This is a genomic window from Bradyrhizobium sp. 6(2017), assembly GCF_011058295.2.
In the GTDB taxonomy this organism is placed as follows: Bacteria; Pseudomonadota; Alphaproteobacteria; order Rhizobiales; family Xanthobacteraceae; genus Bradyrhizobium; species Bradyrhizobium septentrionale.
In genome coordinates, this window is sequence record NZ_CP049289.2 from 2,798,771 (window position 1) to 2,815,807 (window position 17,037).

Genomic DNA, 17,037 nt, shown 5'->3' on the forward strand with positions numbered 1-17,037 from the left:
TGAGCTTGCGCAGACGAGCACTGCAGGCGCGCCAAAGTGATCAGATTTGCAAAGCTCTTGTCTCGTATAGTCCAGAGTTGGCTTCTCAAGAAATCACGGCGGTTAGGTAAGGCGATCGCTGGTTACGGACGAAATGAATATCGGGTTATTGTTAATGACACGATGACCGACACGCAACCTACGTCCCGGTCGATTGGGTTTCTTGACGGGAACAGGGAATAGCACTGCATCACGCCTAGCCGAAAAGCTGCGGAGCGCCATACTCAGCAACCCAATGATGTCCGTTTTCAGGGTCGAGACTTAGGGTTTCTTGAGAGGCTGAAGCTCGGGCCGACTTCCAGTCTTCACGATCGAAAGTTAAACACCAAACGCTCGCTCAGCAACAGCGAAAACCGCGCGTCGATCCGGCGCCGTATCGCGCCGACTGCCGCTCCCGGAAAAACTCGGCGTAGCTCCTGACCGGTTGCTCGGGATGGTTGCGGCGCATGTGTGCCACATAGGTTTCGTAGTCTGGCACACCGATCATCAGTCGCGCGCCGTCGCATACGCACTTGCCGAAGGCGGCAAGCGCGTCTTTGAGATTCGTCGTCGGGGCCTGTTTCATCTGCTTCACTCCGCCGGGACCGCGACCTGGGGTCCGTTCGTCGCTTCCGGTAGCTCACGCGCGGTCCAGGCGCTCGAGCGCCATGCCTCTATGCAGGCGCGAACACCGAAGTATATCATGCTCGCGACGAGCAGCACGAAGATAAAGGCCATGACCGCATCGATCGTATCGTTCAGCACGATCTGCCTCATTTCGTCGAGGTTCTTGGCCGGAGCCAGCACCTTTCCCGCGTCCGCCGCCGCGCGGAATATGTTGGCGTGCGCGAGGAAGCCGATACTCGGCGCACTGTCGAAGACTTTCTGCAAGCCTGCCGTGAGCGTACAGATCACGAGCCATGCCGTGGGAAGCAACGTGACGAAGGCGTAACGCTCGCGCTTCATCTTGAATAGCACGACCGTGCACAGCATCAGCGCGATGGCCGCGAGCATCTGGTTGGAGATTCCAAACAGCGGCCACAGCGTGTTGACGCCGCCGAGCGGGTCGGTGACGCCTTGATAGAGGAAATATCCCCAGAACGCGACGCATAGGCCCGTGGCGATGACGTTGCCCGGGATCGATGCGATATTGCGCATCCCTGGCGCGAACACGCCAAGGAGATCCTGCAGCATGAATCGCCCGGCGCGTGTCCCCGCGTCAACCGCGGTGAGAATGAAAAGCGCCTCGAACAGAATGGCGAAATGATACCAGAAGGCCATCATCGCCTTCCCGCCCACCAGGTTGGAGAAAATCTGGGCCATGCCGACGGCAAGCGTCGGCGCGCCGCCGGCGCGCGAGATGATCGTCTTCTCACCGACATCAACCGCCGCTTGCTTGATCTGCTCGGGCGTGATCGCAAAGCCCCACTCGCTCACCTTGGCGGCGGCGCTTTCGGCCGTCGTTCCGATCGCAGCGGCCGGGCTGTTCATGGTAAAATAAACGCCGGGATCGATTATGGAGGCCGACACCAGCGCCATGATTGCGACGAAGCTTTCCATCAGCATGCCACCATAGCCGATGAAACGCGCCTGCACTTCGTTGTCGATCAGCTTGGGCGTGGTGCCGGACGAGATCAGGCTGTGGAAGCCGGAAACGGCGCCGCAGGCGATGGTGATGAATAGGAATGGGAACAGGCTCCCCGACCAGACTGGGCCGGTTCCGTCGACGAAGCGCGTAACCGCCGGCATTCTGAGGTCGGGCGCCACAAAGAGAATCCCGAGCGCCAGAGCGACGATCGCACCGATTTTGAGGAACGTCGAAAGATAGTCGCGTGGTGCGAGTAGCAGCCAGACCGGCAGGGTAGAGGCGACGAAGCCATAGACGATCAAGAGCCAGCACAATTGCGTCGGCGAAAACGTGAACGCGGCCGACCAGGTTGGGCTTTCCGCGACGTTCGCGCCCAGGATGATGGCGGCCATCAGTCCGACGACGCCGAAGGCCGAGGCCTCACCCACGGCGCCGGGCCGGATGAAGCGCATGTAGACGCCCATCAAGATGGCGATCGGAATTGTCATCGCGACGGTGAACATGCCCCATGGGCTGTCGGCTAGAGCCTTGACCACGATGAGGGCGAGCACGGCGAGAATGATGATCATGATCAGAAAAGTGCCGATCAGCGCGATGACCCCGGGCACGGGTCCGAGTTCCGAACGCACGAGGTCGCCGAGCGACCGCCCGTCGCGTCGCATCGAAACGAACAGGACCATGAAATCCTGCACCGCGCCCGCGAGCACGACGCCTGTGAGAATCCACAGCATGCCGGGCAGGTAACCCATCTGTGCGGCAAGCACGGGGCCGACGAGCGGGCCCGCGCCGGCGATGGCCGCAAAATGGTGGCCGAACAGCACGTATTTGTTCGTTGGAACGTAATCTAGCCCGTCGTTGTGACGGTGCGCCGGCGTCGGCCGATTGGGGTCGAGCTGAAGCACCGTGCGGGCGATGAACAGGCTATAATAGCGATAGGCGATCAGATAGACCGCGATGGCCGCCACCACCATCCAGAGCGCGCTCACATGCTCCCCGCGCACGAGCGCGACCATCGCGAGAGCGAAGGCCCCGAGAACCGAGACCGCCGTCCAGACAAGCCAGTTATCGAGGCGATTGCGGCTTTCCGCCTTTGCATCCAACATGGTTCGTTTCCTCCCATGCGTCTCGGAGTTCACGCCCGAGCAGATATTTCGATTGCGTTTCGGTCGCCCGCGAACACTCTGGCCTTACTTGCCTGCGGTCGAAGTGGAGTCGCAATTCTTAAATGTTGGCCTGCAACGATAGCGCATGAAGCCTCGGATGTCATCGCCTCTTCTAAGATGAATATATAGGCCTCAAACAGGCACGGTCGCTTCTTTGCCTGCCGTTGCTGAAACAGGCTGAGCTGATCGGCGTACTGTACCTCGAAAACAGTCTGGCGTCGCATGTGTTCACGCCGGGGCGGATCGCGGTGCTGAAGCTGCTCGCCTCACAGGCGGCAATCGCGCTGGAGAACGCCCGGTCGTACAGCGACGCCGCAGAGCGCGAGGCGAAAATCAGGCGACTGGTCGATGCTAACATCATCGGGATTTTCATCTCGAGTCGGAAGGGTGAAATCATCGAAGCCAACGACGCGTTCCTCAAGATGATCGGATACGACCGAGTGGATATCGCCGCCGGTAACATGCGCTTGGCTGACTTGACGCCGTCGGAATGGCGGCCCAGTCCCGCGCGCTCCCTAGTTGGCACAGACACGCCTGGCGCGGTCCAACCTTATGAAAAGGAGTACTTGCGCAGGGACGGCAGCCGTGTGCCTGTGCTGGTCGGCTCGGCCGCGTTCGACGAACAGCAAGATCATGGAGTTGCCTTCGTACTTGATTTGACTGAGCGCAAGCTCGCGGAGGCAGAAGCACGTGAAAGCGAGCGGCGCTACCGTGAGACGCAACTGGAGCTCGAGCACGCCAACCGCGTCGCGACGATGGGCCAACTGACATCATCGATCGCCCAGATCGGGTCAAAGGACATATTCTTCGCCTACATGCCGGTTCGTAGGTGACGGTTAGAACGTTTCTGGGACGCGCTGATACTGGGAAAAATACTGCCCGCGCGTCCCCGAAAGTAAACGTCTCAATCCGTTCTCGGGACTACTTCTTCTCGTCCTTCGGGGCCGGTGCACCGTCCTTGTCCCTTTTGATATTTCCCTTGGTCGCGCTCATGCCGGTCGTATCCATCGAACCATCTGGCTTGGCACCGTTCGTCAGTCCGGGCTTCTCCATCCCGGTCTGTGGAGCGGGGCCGGTGTTCTGAGCAAAGGCCGAACCGCACATAAGCGTAAGAGTAACGGCGACAAATTTCTTCATTGGTCTCTCCGTTGGATGACCTACAAATAATTCGGCGCGCTAAAGTGTGGTTCCTAGACTAGCAGACATCGCAGCGCACCTTTGTGTACCGAGTGGCATAAAATTAAGCCGAGATTGCGCGGCTGCAAATGTCCTCAATTGCGGGCGCGATTGACGTCAGCCGCGTTCGTGACGGGTCAGCGTTCCTTCCGTAGTATCTCCGGCCATGAACAGAGTTCCAGTGCTATAAGGGCTTGGATTGCTGCGTCGGCTGAGGGCGGGACAATGCCAATCAAAAGGTTATTGAAAGACGAGCGCACGCCGGAAGAAATCGAGCTTTTGGACACGGCCTTCAACCAAGCTCTCAACTTGCTGGGCGTGGTTGATCGTAACGACCCACTTTGCGACATGGTCGCTCGTAAGGTTGTCGAGGTCGGCGCGATAGGCGTTCGCGAGCCGCGAGAGATCGCAAAAATGGCCGTGGCCCGGACTGGCCTTCGGTAAGGCCACCTCCCAAATTTTGCGATTACCGCTATCCGCACCAAGCACGACGTTTCGGGCAACTCGTCGCGTCGCATTAGGGATGCGCGACGAGGCGCGCCCTCACCATCGCCAGCGTCAACACCAGACTTCACCAAATTATCCGCCCAGAGCGGGACCGCTGAACAGGGCATAATCCAAGATGAACCGTCAGATGCAGATGCGAAAGGACGAATTTAGAACCGATGACGAGAAGGACGCTTGGCAACAAGGCTACATCGCTTCCATCGAAGCATTGATGGACCTGCATCAGGACTTGCCTGAGAACCTGCATGGTGCCTTGTGCGCTGGTTGGTGGTGCGCTTTTGAGGACGCGACAAAACGCGGTCGATAATCGACTGAGAACGACAAGCAACGAGCAACGCCCATCACATCGAGCAAGCGACATCGAGAGCTGCGCGCCCATCACTGTGACCGCGTCACCACGACAGGCAGTACAAGGGGAGCGGCAACCGACGGGCACGCAGGCGTCAGGGGCAGTAGGAAGGCGCACAGCACGCGGGGAAGCGACAGGCCGACAGGAACACCGGGCAAGCCGCGCCAGCGCACAGACCCTCCGTTGATCTAGGTCAACGTCAGCGATTCTTTGGCGCTCACGCTATGTCAGCCGCACCTAGGCGGCTCCCGTCACCTTTCGGTGACGCAAGCGCGAGGGAGGTCCGCCATGCATCCGCGTCTTTCGATCAAGTCAGCGACAGTTGCCGGGATTGCTGCTAGCGCCCTGTTGGGGCTTGCAGGCGCCACCCTCAATCCAGCGCCAGCCAAGGCGGTCGTGTACTGCCAGTACGTTGAATATCCGGTGGGTTGCGTTGCCCGGGCTGGCGTCGTGCTACGGCCTCGTCCGGTGGCGCGCGCTGCGGTCCGTTATAACGCCGGTGGCAATGCAAACGGTGGCGTCAATCGCGTTGGGGCGCGGCGGTAAAGTACTCGTTTGCAAGTCACGGAGACACGATCGTCACCGTTTCCCGGCAGAGGCTTTTTATCGTCCCGGTGCGGAGGCTAGGCGACCGACACTGGGTGGTGGCATCGCGGCATGAACCACACTTGGTATGTCACTTTTGAAGTTCCGACAGATGGCACGCTGTCAAGGCGGCGACATCCGCGCTTAACTAAGACGTTCGCAACAGAGGCAGAAGCTAAGGATTTTGCGCGAACAAAATTCAACGACGGTTTGATCGTCACTGCCGGAACCATCATTCCGCACCTGCCGAGAGTGTCAATCCCATCGGTAGAAATTCCAGCGTGGCTTGAACCGCGCGGCCAAGTTGATCCAGATCAATAACGACCTCAGGCGTCGCGGCCTGATCTCATGGCAGGCGCGATTTGTGCCTGACTATCAGGAAGACAGCTAGGCGAAGCCCTATGAGCAAGAATCAAGGCGCTTCGCCGTCCACAGGACGGCGACCTTGAGAACGGCCTGCACATGCGGCGGTGCCGGCGCGCACTGCCCGGGATGCAACAAGCCTGCAGATGGCGCGGCGCCGCGACTACCACACAGGTTTCAGCCAGATAGATATTCGGCGGTGATCTAGAGCAGCGTCACGATTTCGAAACATCAGCGCTTGAGATCGATGTCGACGAAGTTGGTCGTTGCCAGGTCTGCGGCGAGCCTCGAAACCGTCGACTCGAGCCTTCCAATCTTGATCAGGTCGATTTGGCACGTCGCATGCCCGCTAGAGACTGCGTTGATCTTACCTAGGTCGCAATCGCTCAGATGGAGCAGACTGGCCTGGGACCATTCGTCGTCCGCTGGCGGAAGCGCCCTGCGCCTGCGAGGCCGCGTGGAGCAGAGATACGCCTGGAGGCGAGTATTTGACGCCCGAGGTGCCAAGTCGGCTCTACGCGGCCTCCTAGCCCATAATGAATGCCTCGGAGCCAGTGGATGTCGTTGCGCTTAACTGAACCGGTCGAAACTTGCCGGCGCCCTTCGTGTGGCGGCGGACAGAATCATCGCCCCTAAGCTGCCCGTCGTGGACCCTCCTGCCAGGTTGATTGTGCAAACCGGCTGTTCAGCCACGGAACACCGTGCAATCTCCGGCGACCGTGAAGTCGTGGAATGCAGGCGTCCAAGGAACCCGCGAACATGTCAGCCGTCTTGGATTCGAAGAGTCACCCGGTTTCCTTTAGGCAAACTTGAACATGCTCGCATCGAGCTGTGCCGGCGCGACCCCGATCAGCCAGACCGCGCTGCCCGCGGCGTCGGTGATGATCGTGGTGTTGATCCTGGTATCATAGAATTCAGCTGCCTGAACATCGGCGAACGAATGCAGCGATGTACCCGCGAAGCTGACGAAGTCGTTCACTCCGCCCGTGTTGAAGTCCTGGACGACCAAGATCTCCTGGCTGGTGTCGCTGATGTTGCGCGACCAAATCGGCGCCTAAGTGACGCTCCTGATTGCCACTGAGGTCGCTTCCACCGAATTGCCAAGGCGGCACGTCGGACCCACATTGGGCAACGCGGGTCATCCAAGCACAAGCGGCCGGCCCTTTTCGGGCCGGCCGCTTCTTCTCTTGTTCTGCACTGCGGCCTGTCGCGCGCAGTTAGTCGCTGCGACCGGCCGTCTTCATTTCCCGAACCTGCTGCATGACCTGTTCTAGGTTGTAGCTGGCTGGATCTTGGAGCGGCGGGAATTTGATGTAGGTCTCGAGGTGCATCAGCCACAACTGCTGGCCGATAGGCAGCATGTTCCAGTCATAGACATAGGCGGTAGACGGAGAAGCAATCGCCCCGCCCATACCGAACAGCGTCTTCTGCTGTGAACCAACGGAGGTCTCGAAGGGATCGCGTTTGATGTTGACGACCTGTGTCCAGTGGTAGGGCAGCACACCGGAAATGAAGCCCGAGGGCGCGTCTGACACCATTGCAAAGTACATCTTCCAGTTCTGGTAGCGGACTGCCGATGGCTCCTTGCCGGAGTAATAGAGGAAATGGTCGCGTGCCGACTTCTCGGATTTGCCGGTAAGATAGTCGATCTGGTTCACGCCATCGAGCGTCGTCTTGACGAGCCCGGGGTACTCACCGGCCTCGAGCCGTTGCTTCAGTCCGTCGCCCTTGGGCCCGCCGGCGATCTCCACGAACGTCGGTAGCCAGTCGAGGGAGGCAAACATTTCGTTCTTGATGGTGCCTGGCTTGATGACGCCGGGCCAGCGGATGACGGCCGGAGCGCGCATGCCGCCTTCCCAGGTGCTCAGCTTGCCACCCTTGAACGGAGTTGTGCCGCCGTCCGGGAAGGTGATAGTCTCGGCGCCGTTGTCGGTGGTGAACACCACGATTGTGTTGTTGGCCTGGCCCATGTCTTCGAGCTTCTTCAGCACCACGCCGATGTTGTCATCCATCTGCTTCATGCCGGCTTCGTTGACACCCCAGTCCTTGCCGCCTGGCTGGCCCACCATGGCCTGGTACTTGTCCGACAGCACGGTCGTGATGTGCATGCGCGCCGGGTTGTACCAGGCGAAGAACGGCTTGTTAGTCTTCTTCGGATCGTTGCGGTCGAGGAAGTCGACGACCTTTGCCGAGATTTCTTCGTCCACCGTCTTCGAACGATCGAGGGTCAGCGGACCTTCGTCCTTGCACGTTTGTTTAGCGCCAGTGCCGTCGGATGACGTGCACGCGAGCACCGGACGCGGTGGTGTCAGGCAGACCGTGGTCTTGGGATCCACGGAGCCAAGAACCTCGGGCAGGCCGGGGACCGGGGTGTTCTTGCATGGCGGCGCGAGGCCCTGCTGGGTCGGCGTCTTGTTGATGTCGGGGAAACTCACACCTTGCATGGCGTCGAGGTGATACAGATAGCCCCAGAATTCCTGGAAGCCGTGCGCGGTGGGCAGAGAGTCGGCGTGGTCGCCCAAGTGGTTCTTGCCGAACTCGCCGGTGTTGTAGCCGAGATCGAGCAGGAACTTGGCGAGCGTCGGCGTCCCGGGCCGCAGATAGGACGGGCTGCCGGGAATTTCCGGCAAGACCATTCCAACGCGAACCGGCTGCATGCCGGTGATGAAGGCCGTACGCCCAGCCGTGCAGCTTTGCTCGGCGTAATAAGTCATAAAGGTCGCGCCTTCGTTGCCGATGCGATCGATATTGGGCGTCTCCCCGACCATAAATCCGCGGTGGTAGATGCTCGGCTGGAACAGGCCAATATCGTCGCCCATGATGAAGAGGATGTTCGGCTTCGCCGGCGCTTGGGCCACAGCCGGTGTGGTGGCCGGCCCGGACAGCGACATCAACATCGTCGCGCCGAGCAGCGTGGCAAAGGACTGCTTGAGCAAACAACGCGTCTTGCGTGGCGGCGTCGCAATAAATGGCCGCTTGGCAGCGAATACGGTACTCAACATGGCTTCGCTCTCCTTTTTTATGATGCTTCAGTCGCTCCTCGCCTGATGCATCGAAAGCCGAGGTGACTGGTGGAAGTATCGACCGGCTCCGCGTGGCGCGCTGCCGGCCGGTATCGCCGGCAGTAGTTCGGCGCGCACAAATGCGAGCCGCCTTTGATCACCTTTCGTGGAATTTTCACATTGGTCGTTCTGGGGTCGTAACTGTCGGTCTCGCGGCCGCCACGCGGGTTCTGCGGAATGCAGCAGGCCTTCGGCGCATCCGCCTGATGCTTCGGTGAATACCAGTCGGCCGTCCACTCCCAGACGTTGCCGATCATGTCGTGCAACCCGTAGCCGTTCGGAGGGAATGCACTGACCGGCGAGGTGCGCTCGAAGCCATCGGCATTCGCATTCTGGCGAGGGAATTCTCCCTGCCAGGTGTTTGCCATGTGACGGCCGGCCGGCGTGAATTCATCGCCCCACGCAAATTCCGCGTCCTCGAGCCCGCCACGCGCTGCAAATTCCCATTCCGCTTCGGTCGGCAAATCCTTGCCGATCCATTTCGCGTAGGCGAGGGCGTCGTTGAACGCGACATGCACGACAGGATGGTCGTCCAATCCACGAATGTTGCTGCCCGGGCCGTAGGGGTGTCGCCAGTCAGCGCCCTTGGCGAACGTCCACCACTGGCTGAAGTCGTGCAGGCTGACCGGATGGTTGGGCCGCGAGAACATCAGCGAACCGGCATAGACCATGTGCGGGAGTATTCCGGGATAGTCCTTCGGGTCGGGCGCGATTTCGGCGAGTGTAACGTGGTCGGTAGCCTTCACGAACTCCTTGAATTGCCGGTTTGTCACCGGATAGCGGTCCATCCAGAAACCGTCCACGGTGACGCGGTGCGCCGGAGCTTCTTCGGGATAATGCCTGTCCGATCCCATGCGAAAGGTGCCGCCGGGTATCCAGATCATTTTATCGATGTCTAAAGGACCGTCACAGATGGTGACAGCGGACGCAAGCTTGGTCGCAGGGTGCGCTGTCATCAATCCGTTACCTCCCCACCGATGCACGCGACGCGCATTCTGAGCGGAAATACGCTACGTGGAAGGATCCTGCCCCGCTATTGGACCGTGGGCCAATAGCGGGGCCCAATCTGCATAGTACCTATCGGTCGACTTCCATTTTCGCGGGGGAGCAGAGTGCCGTGAAGGGCTTGCCCTCGAGGTCAATGTCGCTTCGTTGATATTGCTGACAGAATGCGACGACCCAGCTCGTTACCATCGCCTGAAAAACGCGTCGAGCCTCCGCTCGCAGCACGAAGAGGTCAAAACATGATCAGCCTATCCATTCGGCGGAAGATCATGGGCATCGCGGTCGTATTGATCGCGCTGATGGCGGTTACCGCCCTTCTATCGATGGCGTCGGTCATACAGGTGGGCGGCCAGCTAGTTGAACTTACCCAGAGCTACATTCCTGCTTACGGCAATCTTGCGCGAGCCAATATTCGTTCAGTGGAGCGCGCGCTCGAGCTGCGGCGGCTCATCATCGAAAAACTCCTGTCGTCATCGAATGACGTCACCGCACTCCGCGCCAGATTCGATGCCAAGGGTGGTGAATTCGACAACGAAATAGAGGCGGCGCGCAAGCTTATCGGCGGCCTGATAGAAAAGAACGCCGCCTCCGGCGATACACGTTTGCTGGTTCGGCTTCAGGTGCGTCTCGATGCGGCCGTTGACGACTCCCGGCGACATCTGAACGATGAAATCAGCCGTCTGCTGAATCTGCTGGAAGAGGGCAACGCCTCGACGATTGACGAGAGCCTGAGCCGTGTGGATGCGCTTCGCGATGAGCTCAACAGCAAGCTCGACGGGATCCGGGCAGACATGCTGGTGCTCCTGCGCGCGGATGCGGATCTGACCGCGCAAAGGCAACGTCGTGTGACGTTGATTGCCGCATTCCTGACGCTGCTTGCCGCGGTTCTCGGACTGGTGTTTTCGCTCTTGGTCAGCGCTGGGGTCACGCGCCCGGTCAGGCGGCTACTCGAAGGCGCAAAGGCGGTGGAAGCGGGCAACCTGGATGAACAGGTGCCCATTACGTCGAAAGACGAAATTGGGCATTTGACGACGGCTTTCAATCAGATGATAGAGCAATTGCGCCTCAAGGAGCGAATCCGCGAGACCTTTGGAAAGTACATCGATCCGCGCATCGTCGAAGGACTCATTGACCGGCCCATGCTGGCGGTGGAGGGGCAGCGGCGCGTCATGACCGTGCTGTTCTGCGACGTGAGGGGATTTACCAGCACAAGCGAGGGAATGACACCGCAGGGTCTGGTGAAGGTTATGAATCGTTACTTTTCGACGATGTCTGCTCCGATCCGCGATCATGAGGGAATCATCGACAAATATATCGGCGATGCGATCATGGCGTATTGGGGCCCGCCGTTTACGGACGACGCCGCGCAAGCGCGGCTCGCCAGCCTGGCTGCCCTGAAGATGCTCGAGTTAGTTCCACAGTTGAGGACTGAGCTTCCCGAACTTCTGGGAGTTCGCACTCTTCCCACCGCATTCGATCTGCGCATAGGGATTGCGACCGGCGACGTGCTCGTGGGCAGCATCGGCTCCGAATGGATGAAGAATTACACCGTGATGGGCGACACCGTTAATCTCGCCTCCCGTCTGGAGGGCGCCAACAAGGAATATGGCGGTCGCATTCTGGTGTCGGAGGCAACGATGGCCGGCGCCTCCGACGCGGTGGACGCGCGCGAGATCGACCGAGTTGCCGTGCTGGGACAAAATCAACCCCAAGCAGTATTCGAGATCATGGCGCGCAAGGGCGAGCTTTCGCCGGCGCAGCTTAAGCTGCGTGATCGTTTCTCGGAAGGATTGTCCCGCTACCGGCGTCGAGAATGGGACGAATCGCGTCGCGCGTTTGCGGCGGCGCTCGCTATCGTCCCCGATGATGGCCCGTCGATAACCTTCATCAATCGTCTCGATAAATTCATCCTGCGCCCGCCCGGCGAGAATTGGGACGGCTCGTGGCGGCTTGAGCAGAAGTAACGCGCGAACGCGTAAGTCCATCAAAGACTTGATTGGAGAAAAGGCCATGAATCCAATACCATTCGCCATTGTTAGCCTTTCGCTGTTTATCAACCCGGCCTTGGCGCTGACGCAGCTTCCGCCGCCAACGTCCGTACCTCCCGCGACGGAATCCGCAGCCAAGGCTGCGTTTGGCGTTCTGCAGGGTCGCTGGGTCAGGGTGCAGGGAGGCTACGTGATCACGATCAATTCGGTAGACGCCGATGGCCGGCTTGACGCCAGTTACGCCAATCCGAGGCCGCTGCCTTTTCACACGGCCGTCGCTACCAGCGACGGCAACAGTCTCAAACTTTTCTTTGAGCTACGCGCCTCCGGCTACAACGGTTCTACCTATACGCTGAGCTATGATGCGGCGAATGATCGACTGATAGGTGTTTACGATCAGGTCGTCGTCAAACAGAAATTCGAGGTTGTGTTCGTCCGCTCTAAATCGTGACGCAGCAGCCGATTGGCGACAATATGGGGCGGTCACTGCATGCGTGGCCCGCAAAATCGAGCGGACGGGTCAGGCAAGCGACGTTTGATCGCGCTCAGGAATTGCTAGAGAGGTATGCCGGGAAACGTGGTAAGGTTATGTATCTCCAGGCGCTTTGTGAATCCGCATCGGTGTATTTTCGGCGTAGCGGTCTTTTCCGGAATGACGAGGACGACGCGCATAGTTTGGCGGAGCTTGGCGCTCCTTTTTCTTTTCGCGGCGGAGTCGTATGCCGCTGAGCCGCGACGCGTGCTCATGCTGCATGCCTTCAACTACACATTCCCCGCCACGACACTGATTGCGGATGGGGCTCGAAAGCGATTATTGGAACGTTCGCCACAACCACTCGAAATCGATGCAGACTTTCTTGACCTGGCGCGAAACACGGATGCCGAGTACGAATCCCGGGTAGCGATGTTTCTGTTACTAAAGTACGGGAAACGCCCCCCCGACGTCGTGATCACGCTGGGCAGCGCAGCTTTGCCATTCGTTGTCAGGCACCGCGACAACATCGCGCCAAATGTCCCTGTCGTATTCACGGCCATATCCCCACAAAGCTATAGTGCGTTGCGGCTACCGCCGAACATCACCGGAATCGTTTCCGAGTTTAGTCTCGACAAGACGCTTGCGCTTGCGGAGCGACTGCAGCCTGAAGCGACCCGTCTGTTCGTCATCGCCGGCAGCGGGCAGGTGGATCGGCGGTGGCAATCGGTCGCTCGAAGAAGCATCGAGGATCGTGAACGAAAATTCGAGGTGACATATCTGTTCGATCGCTCCCATGCGAAGCTGATGGAGGAGGTGGAGAATATCCCCCATGATGCGATCGTACTATACTTGACGTTTTTTGCCGACAATGGAGGCAGAGCCTTTGTCCCTGCTGAAGTGGCAGGCTCTCTGGCCGCCGTGTCACCGGCACCGCTCTACGCGCCTTATGACACCTATATTGGCAACGGTATCGTTGGTGGCTTCGTTGAGACATTTGAATCGGTTGGTGTCCGAGCGGCAGACATGGCGCTTCAAATCCTTGCCGGGAGAGACCCCGCCACGATTGCCCCGGAAACAAATCCGGGACAGTCCTATCGAGTCGATCACAGGGCTTTGGCGCGGTGGAAGCTTCAAGAGAGCCGACTTCCTCCCGATACTGTTGTGCTGTTCAAAGAACCGACAATCTGGAGTGAGCATCGAGGCATCGTCAGTGCTGCCATCCTGATTGTTGCCTTGCAATCATTAGTTGTTGCCGCGCTGCTGATTCAGCGGCGGAGACGGTTGCGCGCCGAAAATCTGCTCAAGGAAAGCGAGGAGCGGATGACGTTCGCAGCCGCTGCCGCTAATATCGGGCTTTGGCAATTTGACCGGCATCGCAATGAGCTTTGGACGACGGAGCATTGCAGGGCGCTGTTTGGTCTTGCGCGCGATGCGCCGTTGACCCGCGACGCGTTCCTTTCGGTCGTTCACCCCGACGATCTGCAAACTGCCACCCAATCGCTTCAAAAGTCATTCGAGACGGAGCAGCCTGCCATCAGCGACGTCCGAATTGTCCTGCCGGGTGGAGAGGTGCGTTGGGTACGCATGCGAGCCCGCTCTCGTTCAGAGGGCGGCAGCCGACCGGATCACCTCGGCGGCATATTTATCGATATCACCGAACAGAAGTCGGCCGAAGCTGAGGTCGCGCTGCAACGTCGGGAAGTTGAACATTTGATGCGCGTCTCCGTGCTCGGTGAACTTTCCGGATCGATAGCGCACGAAGTCAACCAGCCGCTCACGGCGATCTTGTCCAATGCCCAAGCGGCTCTGCATCTCCTCGCGCAAGATTCACCGGACCTCGTCGAAATCCGCGATGCGCTCGAAGATATCGTTCATGAAGACAATCGAGCCGGCGAGGTTATCCACCGTCTCCGCGGTCTTCTGAAGAAGGGCGAGCGGAACGCGGAAAACGTCAATATCAATGACCTTGTCAGGTCAACCATCAGCCTGCTGAACAGTGAGCTCATTGGCCGCGATATCAACGTCAGGCTTGATCTGGAGAACAGCGCGTTTTTTACGCGGGGCGATTCTGTGCAGCTACAGCAAGTCCTGCTGAATCTTGTCATGAACGCGATGGATGCTATGGCCTCGACCCCGATAACACAGCGCTCAATCTTCGTCTCAACACGAGGGGATCAAGCTGGAATGGTAGATGTGCGCGTGAAGGATCAGGGACACGGCATCGGTCCAAAGGAAAATGGCCATTTGTTCGAGCCATTCTACACCACCAAGGACCATGGTCTCGGCCTGGGTCTGCCGCTCTGTTCGACGATCATACAGGCGCATCAGGGGAAGCTGAATCTGATCAACGATGAGGGCGGGGGCGCCATTGCGGTATTTTCGTTACCAATCCAGCAGCCGGAAATGGGTAATGCATGACGGAAAAATTTACGGTTTACCTTGTCGACGATGACCCCGGAGTGCTCAAGGCGCTGTCGCGCCTACTCCGCGGCAGCGGCCATGACGTCAAGGAATATTCTTCGCCGCGGGTATTCCTCGAAGAGCACGACGTAGCTCTTCCCGGCTGCGCTGTGCTGGACGTTTCGATGCCCGGTCTCGACGGTTTGGAGATTCAGCGGGTGCTGACCGTCGGCGACTATCATCGTCCTGTCGTGTTCGTTACCGGAAAAGGCGACATTCCCACCAGTGTGCGTGCCATGAAGGCCGGCGCGATCGATTTCCTGACCAAGCCCGTAAAGGATAGGGAACTCTTCGATGCGGTTTCCCGTGCTGAAGCCAGGGACGTCGAGTCGCGTCGGCTTCATTCCGAGTTGGAATCGATGCAGGCGAAGGTAGGCACCCTGACCCCGCGCGAACGAGAAGTGCTTATCCATGTGGTGGCGGGGCGGCTCAACAAGCAGATCGCCGGCGATCTGGGTACGGTCGAAAAGACCATCAAGGTCCACCGCAGTCGGATGATGGAGAAACTGGGAATTCGCACCGTGGCCGACCTAGTTCGGATGGCCGAGAAGCTCCGCCTTACGAAATAGGGGAACATTGGCCCAAGGGCCAACTCGACGCGCGCTCGCCGCACCAGCAATAATCATTTATGGTGGAAGCTTCCCCGTGGATTGCGATTGTGGACGATGATCCGGCCGTGCTCAAGGCTTTGAGCCGGTTGTTGCATACGCACTCATTTCAGGCGCGAACTTTTGCATCCGGACAGGAATTTCTCGCGGCATTGCCAACTGGTCTTCCCGAGTGTCTGATTGTCGATCTTCAGATGCCCGAGATGAACGGTTTGGAACTGCATCAGCATCTCGTAAGCAACGGCATAACAATTCCGACGATTCTGATTTCTGCACATGACAACGACGTGTTGAGCGAGCACAAACGAGGGTTTGTGGCCAGCCTTCGAAAGCCGCTGCAGAAACAGGCTTTGTTTGAGGCTATCGGAAAAGCGGTAGGGACGCGGAGCACAAAGTAGCGCGGGGTGAGCACGCTAAGCGAGCCAAAAGAACATACAAGGAGCGCAAAGATGCCTATATCGATTTCCATGATCGTCGTGAGTTCGCAGCTGGTCGTCGCGGTCGCGGACGGGGTGCCGGCGTTCGATATTTCGCGAAGCTGCAGGTTCGACCTGGCGGCGACAGCAGGGCTCACTGTCGATCAGTCATCAAAGACCTGCATAGGAGACGAAACCAGGGCGCGACAGCGGCTGGCGCGCCAATGGTCGAAATATTCCGCTTCCAGTAAGGCGCAGTGCGTACCGCAGGAGAGTATCGGCGGCACACCGAGCTACGTCAGTCTTATGACTTGTCTAGAGATGGGGCAGTGGGCTCGCTGACGGTTCTGCGGCATTCGCTGCGGGGCGCCAGCAAACGTCAGTCGGACGATGAAGCCCAGGCGAACATCTTGTCCTTCACCTGGATCAGGGCCGGCACCGGCAGCAGTTTGGCCGGCGCCGCAGCTTTCTCGCCGCGCGCCACCAGCTGGGCCATCCAGATCTCGCCATCGGTGTAATAGGGATCGCCTTCGCCATTGCGGCCGTTCAAGGTCGGACCAATTCCTCTGATCTGATAGATTCTAAGCACCGAACGGCCGAGGTCCAATCCGGTAATCAGGCCGTCACGCTCTTGATCGACGTTTGGTGCAATCTTGTGCGTTACCTGTCCTGTATCGCGGCTCAGGGTTACACCGGTATCGAAGCTCGCCGATCCGAGCCAAACAGGACTGCCATCGGCGCCATTTGACAGCACCAGCCATAACCGGACGTGCTGCCGACGGTCCGCGCTTATCCCCTCTGGCTTTTCGAACGCCAGATCCTCACGTCGTCCGTCGAAGTAGAGCGGGCTGACAGGCGCGTCCTTGTAGGAGCGGTCAAGCAACACGCTGCCGATGATCTCCAGGCTGGTCCGCAACGTAATCGGATCGGCTGGATACCAACCTGCGGCATGAAATGCGAAAACCACATCCTCTCGCGTTCCCATCAGACCGACGTTGATCGGGTCCCCCGGCATGCCCTCGGCCGTCGACGTCACCATCGGCCGCTTTGACAGGCCTGGCTCATGTTCGATCCGAGCCCAGGTTGCAGGCAATATCAGATAGCTGACCAACACATAGATCGAGATCACGGCTAAGGGAAGCCAGAGATAGCGGTGCCCATGTGCCACAAATGACGGCTTCATGGATGTACCTCCCATGAAGTGCTGACGGCGAGGCGCCCGACGTGGTGGCAGGGGGCTACCCGACAGTTGATAGTATTACTTGAGTAACACG

At 59.1% G+C, this 17,037-nt stretch carries 16 protein-coding genes and 1 pseudogene; 10 read left to right on the top strand and 7 right to left on the bottom strand.

Annotation, left to right across the window (positions count from 1 at the left end; translation table 11 throughout):
* Positions 1–376: 376 nt before the first annotated feature.
* Together G6P99_RS13230 and G6P99_RS13235 are read right to left on the bottom strand one after the other, a co-directional pair.
* Entirely contained in the window at positions 377–604 is a 228-nt protein-coding gene (locus G6P99_RS13230) for a YbdD/YjiX family protein (protein WP_165128409.1), read from the bottom strand.
* 5 nt (positions 605–609) lie between these two features.
* Complete coding sequence (locus tag G6P99_RS13235) at positions 610–2,709, bottom strand: carbon starvation CstA family protein (protein WP_165128411.1); 2,100 nt, start codon at positions 2,707–2,709, stop codon at positions 610–612.
* A 176-nt stretch (positions 2,710–2,885) separates the two neighbouring features.
* On the opposite strand from G6P99_RS13235, the pseudogene G6P99_RS13240 reads away from it, so the two are divergent.
* Positions 2,886–3,551, top strand: a pseudogene (locus G6P99_RS13240) (PAS domain S-box protein); the annotation flags it as partial.
* Between the two features lie 139 nt (positions 3,552–3,690).
* Here the strand turns inward: G6P99_RS13240 and G6P99_RS13245 are convergent.
* A complete protein-coding gene (locus G6P99_RS13245; protein WP_165123031.1) occupies positions 3,691–3,906 on the bottom strand; it encodes a hypothetical protein in 216 nt (71 codons plus the stop codon).
* Positions 3,907–4,170: 264 nt separating this feature from the next.
* Here G6P99_RS13245 and G6P99_RS13250 point away from each other — a divergent pair, with 264 nt between their 5' ends.
* From G6P99_RS13250 to G6P99_RS13265, 4 genes are all read left to right on the top strand, one after another.
* On the top strand, positions 4,171–4,389 hold the full coding sequence (locus G6P99_RS13250) for a hypothetical protein (RefSeq protein ID WP_035978034.1): 219 nt from the start codon (positions 4,171–4,173) through the stop codon (positions 4,387–4,389).
* Positions 4,390–4,567: 178 nt separating this feature from the next.
* Positions 4,568–4,759, top strand: a complete 192-nt coding sequence (locus G6P99_RS13255; RefSeq protein WP_029084449.1) for a hypothetical protein — start codon at positions 4,568–4,570, stop codon at positions 4,757–4,759.
* A 330-nt stretch (positions 4,760–5,089) separates the two neighbouring features.
* Entirely contained in the window at positions 5,090–5,347 is a 258-nt protein-coding gene (locus G6P99_RS13260) for a hypothetical protein (protein WP_165128413.1), read from the top strand.
* A gap of 111 nt (positions 5,348–5,458) precedes the next feature.
* Entirely contained in the window at positions 5,459–5,707 is a 249-nt protein-coding gene (locus G6P99_RS13265; RefSeq protein WP_084518706.1) for a hypothetical protein, read from the top strand.
* 841 nt (positions 5,708–6,548) lie between these two features.
* Here G6P99_RS13265 and G6P99_RS13270 read toward each other — a convergent pair.
* The 3 genes from G6P99_RS13270 to G6P99_RS13280 form a co-directional block, all read right to left on the bottom strand.
* Entirely contained in the window at positions 6,549–6,758 is a 210-nt protein-coding gene (locus tag G6P99_RS13270; protein ID WP_029084451.1) for a hypothetical protein, read from the bottom strand.
* Between the two features lie 208 nt (positions 6,759–6,966).
* Positions 6,967–8,640 (bottom strand): arylsulfatase, encoded by a 1,674-nt coding sequence (locus tag G6P99_RS13275; RefSeq protein ID WP_029084452.1) that lies wholly within the window; start codon positions 8,638–8,640, stop codon positions 6,967–6,969.
* Positions 8,641–8,768: 128 nt separating this feature from the next.
* The gene (locus G6P99_RS13280) at positions 8,769–9,695 is read right to left on the bottom strand and encodes a formylglycine-generating enzyme family protein (RefSeq protein ID WP_165128415.1); all 927 of its coding nucleotides are present in this window, start codon (positions 9,693–9,695) and stop codon (positions 8,769–8,771) included.
* A gap of 360 nt (positions 9,696–10,055) precedes the next feature.
* On the opposite strand from G6P99_RS13280, the gene G6P99_RS13285 reads away from it, so the two are divergent.
* The 5 genes from G6P99_RS13285 (at position 10,056) to G6P99_RS13305 (ending at position 15,745) form a co-directional block, all read left to right on the top strand.
* Positions 10,056–11,780, top strand: a complete 1,725-nt coding sequence (locus tag G6P99_RS13285; protein WP_165128417.1) for an adenylate/guanylate cyclase domain-containing protein — start codon at positions 10,056–10,058, stop codon at positions 11,778–11,780.
* A gap of 46 nt (positions 11,781–11,826) precedes the next feature.
* Positions 11,827–12,255 carry a hypothetical protein gene (locus G6P99_RS13290; RefSeq protein ID WP_198031258.1) on the top strand — a complete coding sequence of 143 codons (429 nt, stop codon included), beginning with the start codon at positions 11,827–11,829 and terminating at the stop codon, positions 12,253–12,255.
* A gap of 294 nt (positions 12,256–12,549) precedes the next feature.
* Positions 12,550–14,697 (top strand): sensor histidine kinase, encoded by a 2,148-nt coding sequence (locus tag G6P99_RS13295; protein WP_165128436.1) that lies wholly within the window; start codon positions 12,550–12,552, stop codon positions 14,695–14,697.
* A complete protein-coding gene (locus G6P99_RS13300) occupies positions 14,694–15,308 on the top strand; it encodes a response regulator transcription factor (protein ID WP_029084455.1) in 615 nt (204 codons plus the stop codon). Before G6P99_RS13295 ends, G6P99_RS13300 begins: the two co-directional genes overlap by 4 nt.
* 89 nt (positions 15,309–15,397) lie before the next feature.
* A complete protein-coding gene (locus G6P99_RS13305) occupies positions 15,398–15,745 on the top strand; it encodes a response regulator transcription factor (protein WP_246709536.1) in 348 nt (115 codons plus the stop codon).
* Positions 15,746–16,142: 397 nt separating this feature from the next.
* Here G6P99_RS13305 and G6P99_RS13310 read toward each other — a convergent pair whose 3' ends face one another.
* Positions 16,143–16,946, bottom strand: coding sequence for an LssY C-terminal domain-containing protein (locus G6P99_RS13310; RefSeq protein WP_084518708.1), 804 nt, complete (start codon positions 16,944–16,946; stop codon positions 16,143–16,145).
* Positions 16,947–17,037 lie beyond the last annotated feature (91 nt).

Coding starts and splice junctions, on each gene's coding strand:
- G6P99_RS13230 (WP_165128409.1), bottom strand. CDS start 604: ATGAAACAGGCCCCGACGACGAATCTCAAAGACGCGCTTGCCGCCTTC.
- G6P99_RS13255 (WP_029084449.1), top strand. CDS start 4,568: ATGAACCGTCAGATGCAGATGCGAAAGGACGAATTTAGAACCGATGAC.
- G6P99_RS13245 (WP_165123031.1), bottom strand. CDS start 3,906: ATGAAGAAATTTGTCGCCGTTACTCTTACGCTTATGTGCGGTTCGGCC.
- G6P99_RS13295 (WP_165128436.1), top strand. CDS start 12,550: ATGCTGCATGCCTTCAACTACACATTCCCCGCCACGACACTGATTGCG.
- G6P99_RS13250 (WP_035978034.1), top strand. CDS start 4,171: ATGCCAATCAAAAGGTTATTGAAAGACGAGCGCACGCCGGAAGAAATC.
- G6P99_RS13235 (WP_165128411.1), bottom strand. CDS start 2,709: ATGTTGGATGCAAAGGCGGAAAGCCGCAATCGCCTCGATAACTGGCTT.
- G6P99_RS13265 (WP_084518706.1), top strand. CDS start 5,459: ATGAACCACACTTGGTATGTCACTTTTGAAGTTCCGACAGATGGCACG.
- G6P99_RS13275 (WP_029084452.1), bottom strand. CDS start 8,640: ATGTCGCTGTCCGGGCCGGCCACCACACCGGCTGTGGCCCAAGCGCCG.
- G6P99_RS13310 (WP_084518708.1), bottom strand. CDS start 16,946: ATGAAGCCGTCATTTGTGGCACATGGGCACCGCTATCTCTGGCTTCCC.
- G6P99_RS13260 (WP_165128413.1), top strand. CDS start 5,090: ATGCATCCGCGTCTTTCGATCAAGTCAGCGACAGTTGCCGGGATTGCT.
- G6P99_RS13280 (WP_165128415.1), bottom strand. CDS start 9,695: ATGATCTGGATACCCGGCGGCACCTTTCGCATGGGATCGGACAGGCAT.
- G6P99_RS13300 (WP_029084455.1), top strand. CDS start 14,694: ATGACGGAAAAATTTACGGTTTACCTTGTCGACGATGACCCCGGAGTG.
- G6P99_RS13290 (WP_198031258.1), top strand. CDS start 11,827: ATGAATCCAATACCATTCGCCATTGTTAGCCTTTCGCTGTTTATCAAC.
- G6P99_RS13285 (WP_165128417.1), top strand. CDS start 10,056: ATGATCAGCCTATCCATTCGGCGGAAGATCATGGGCATCGCGGTCGTA.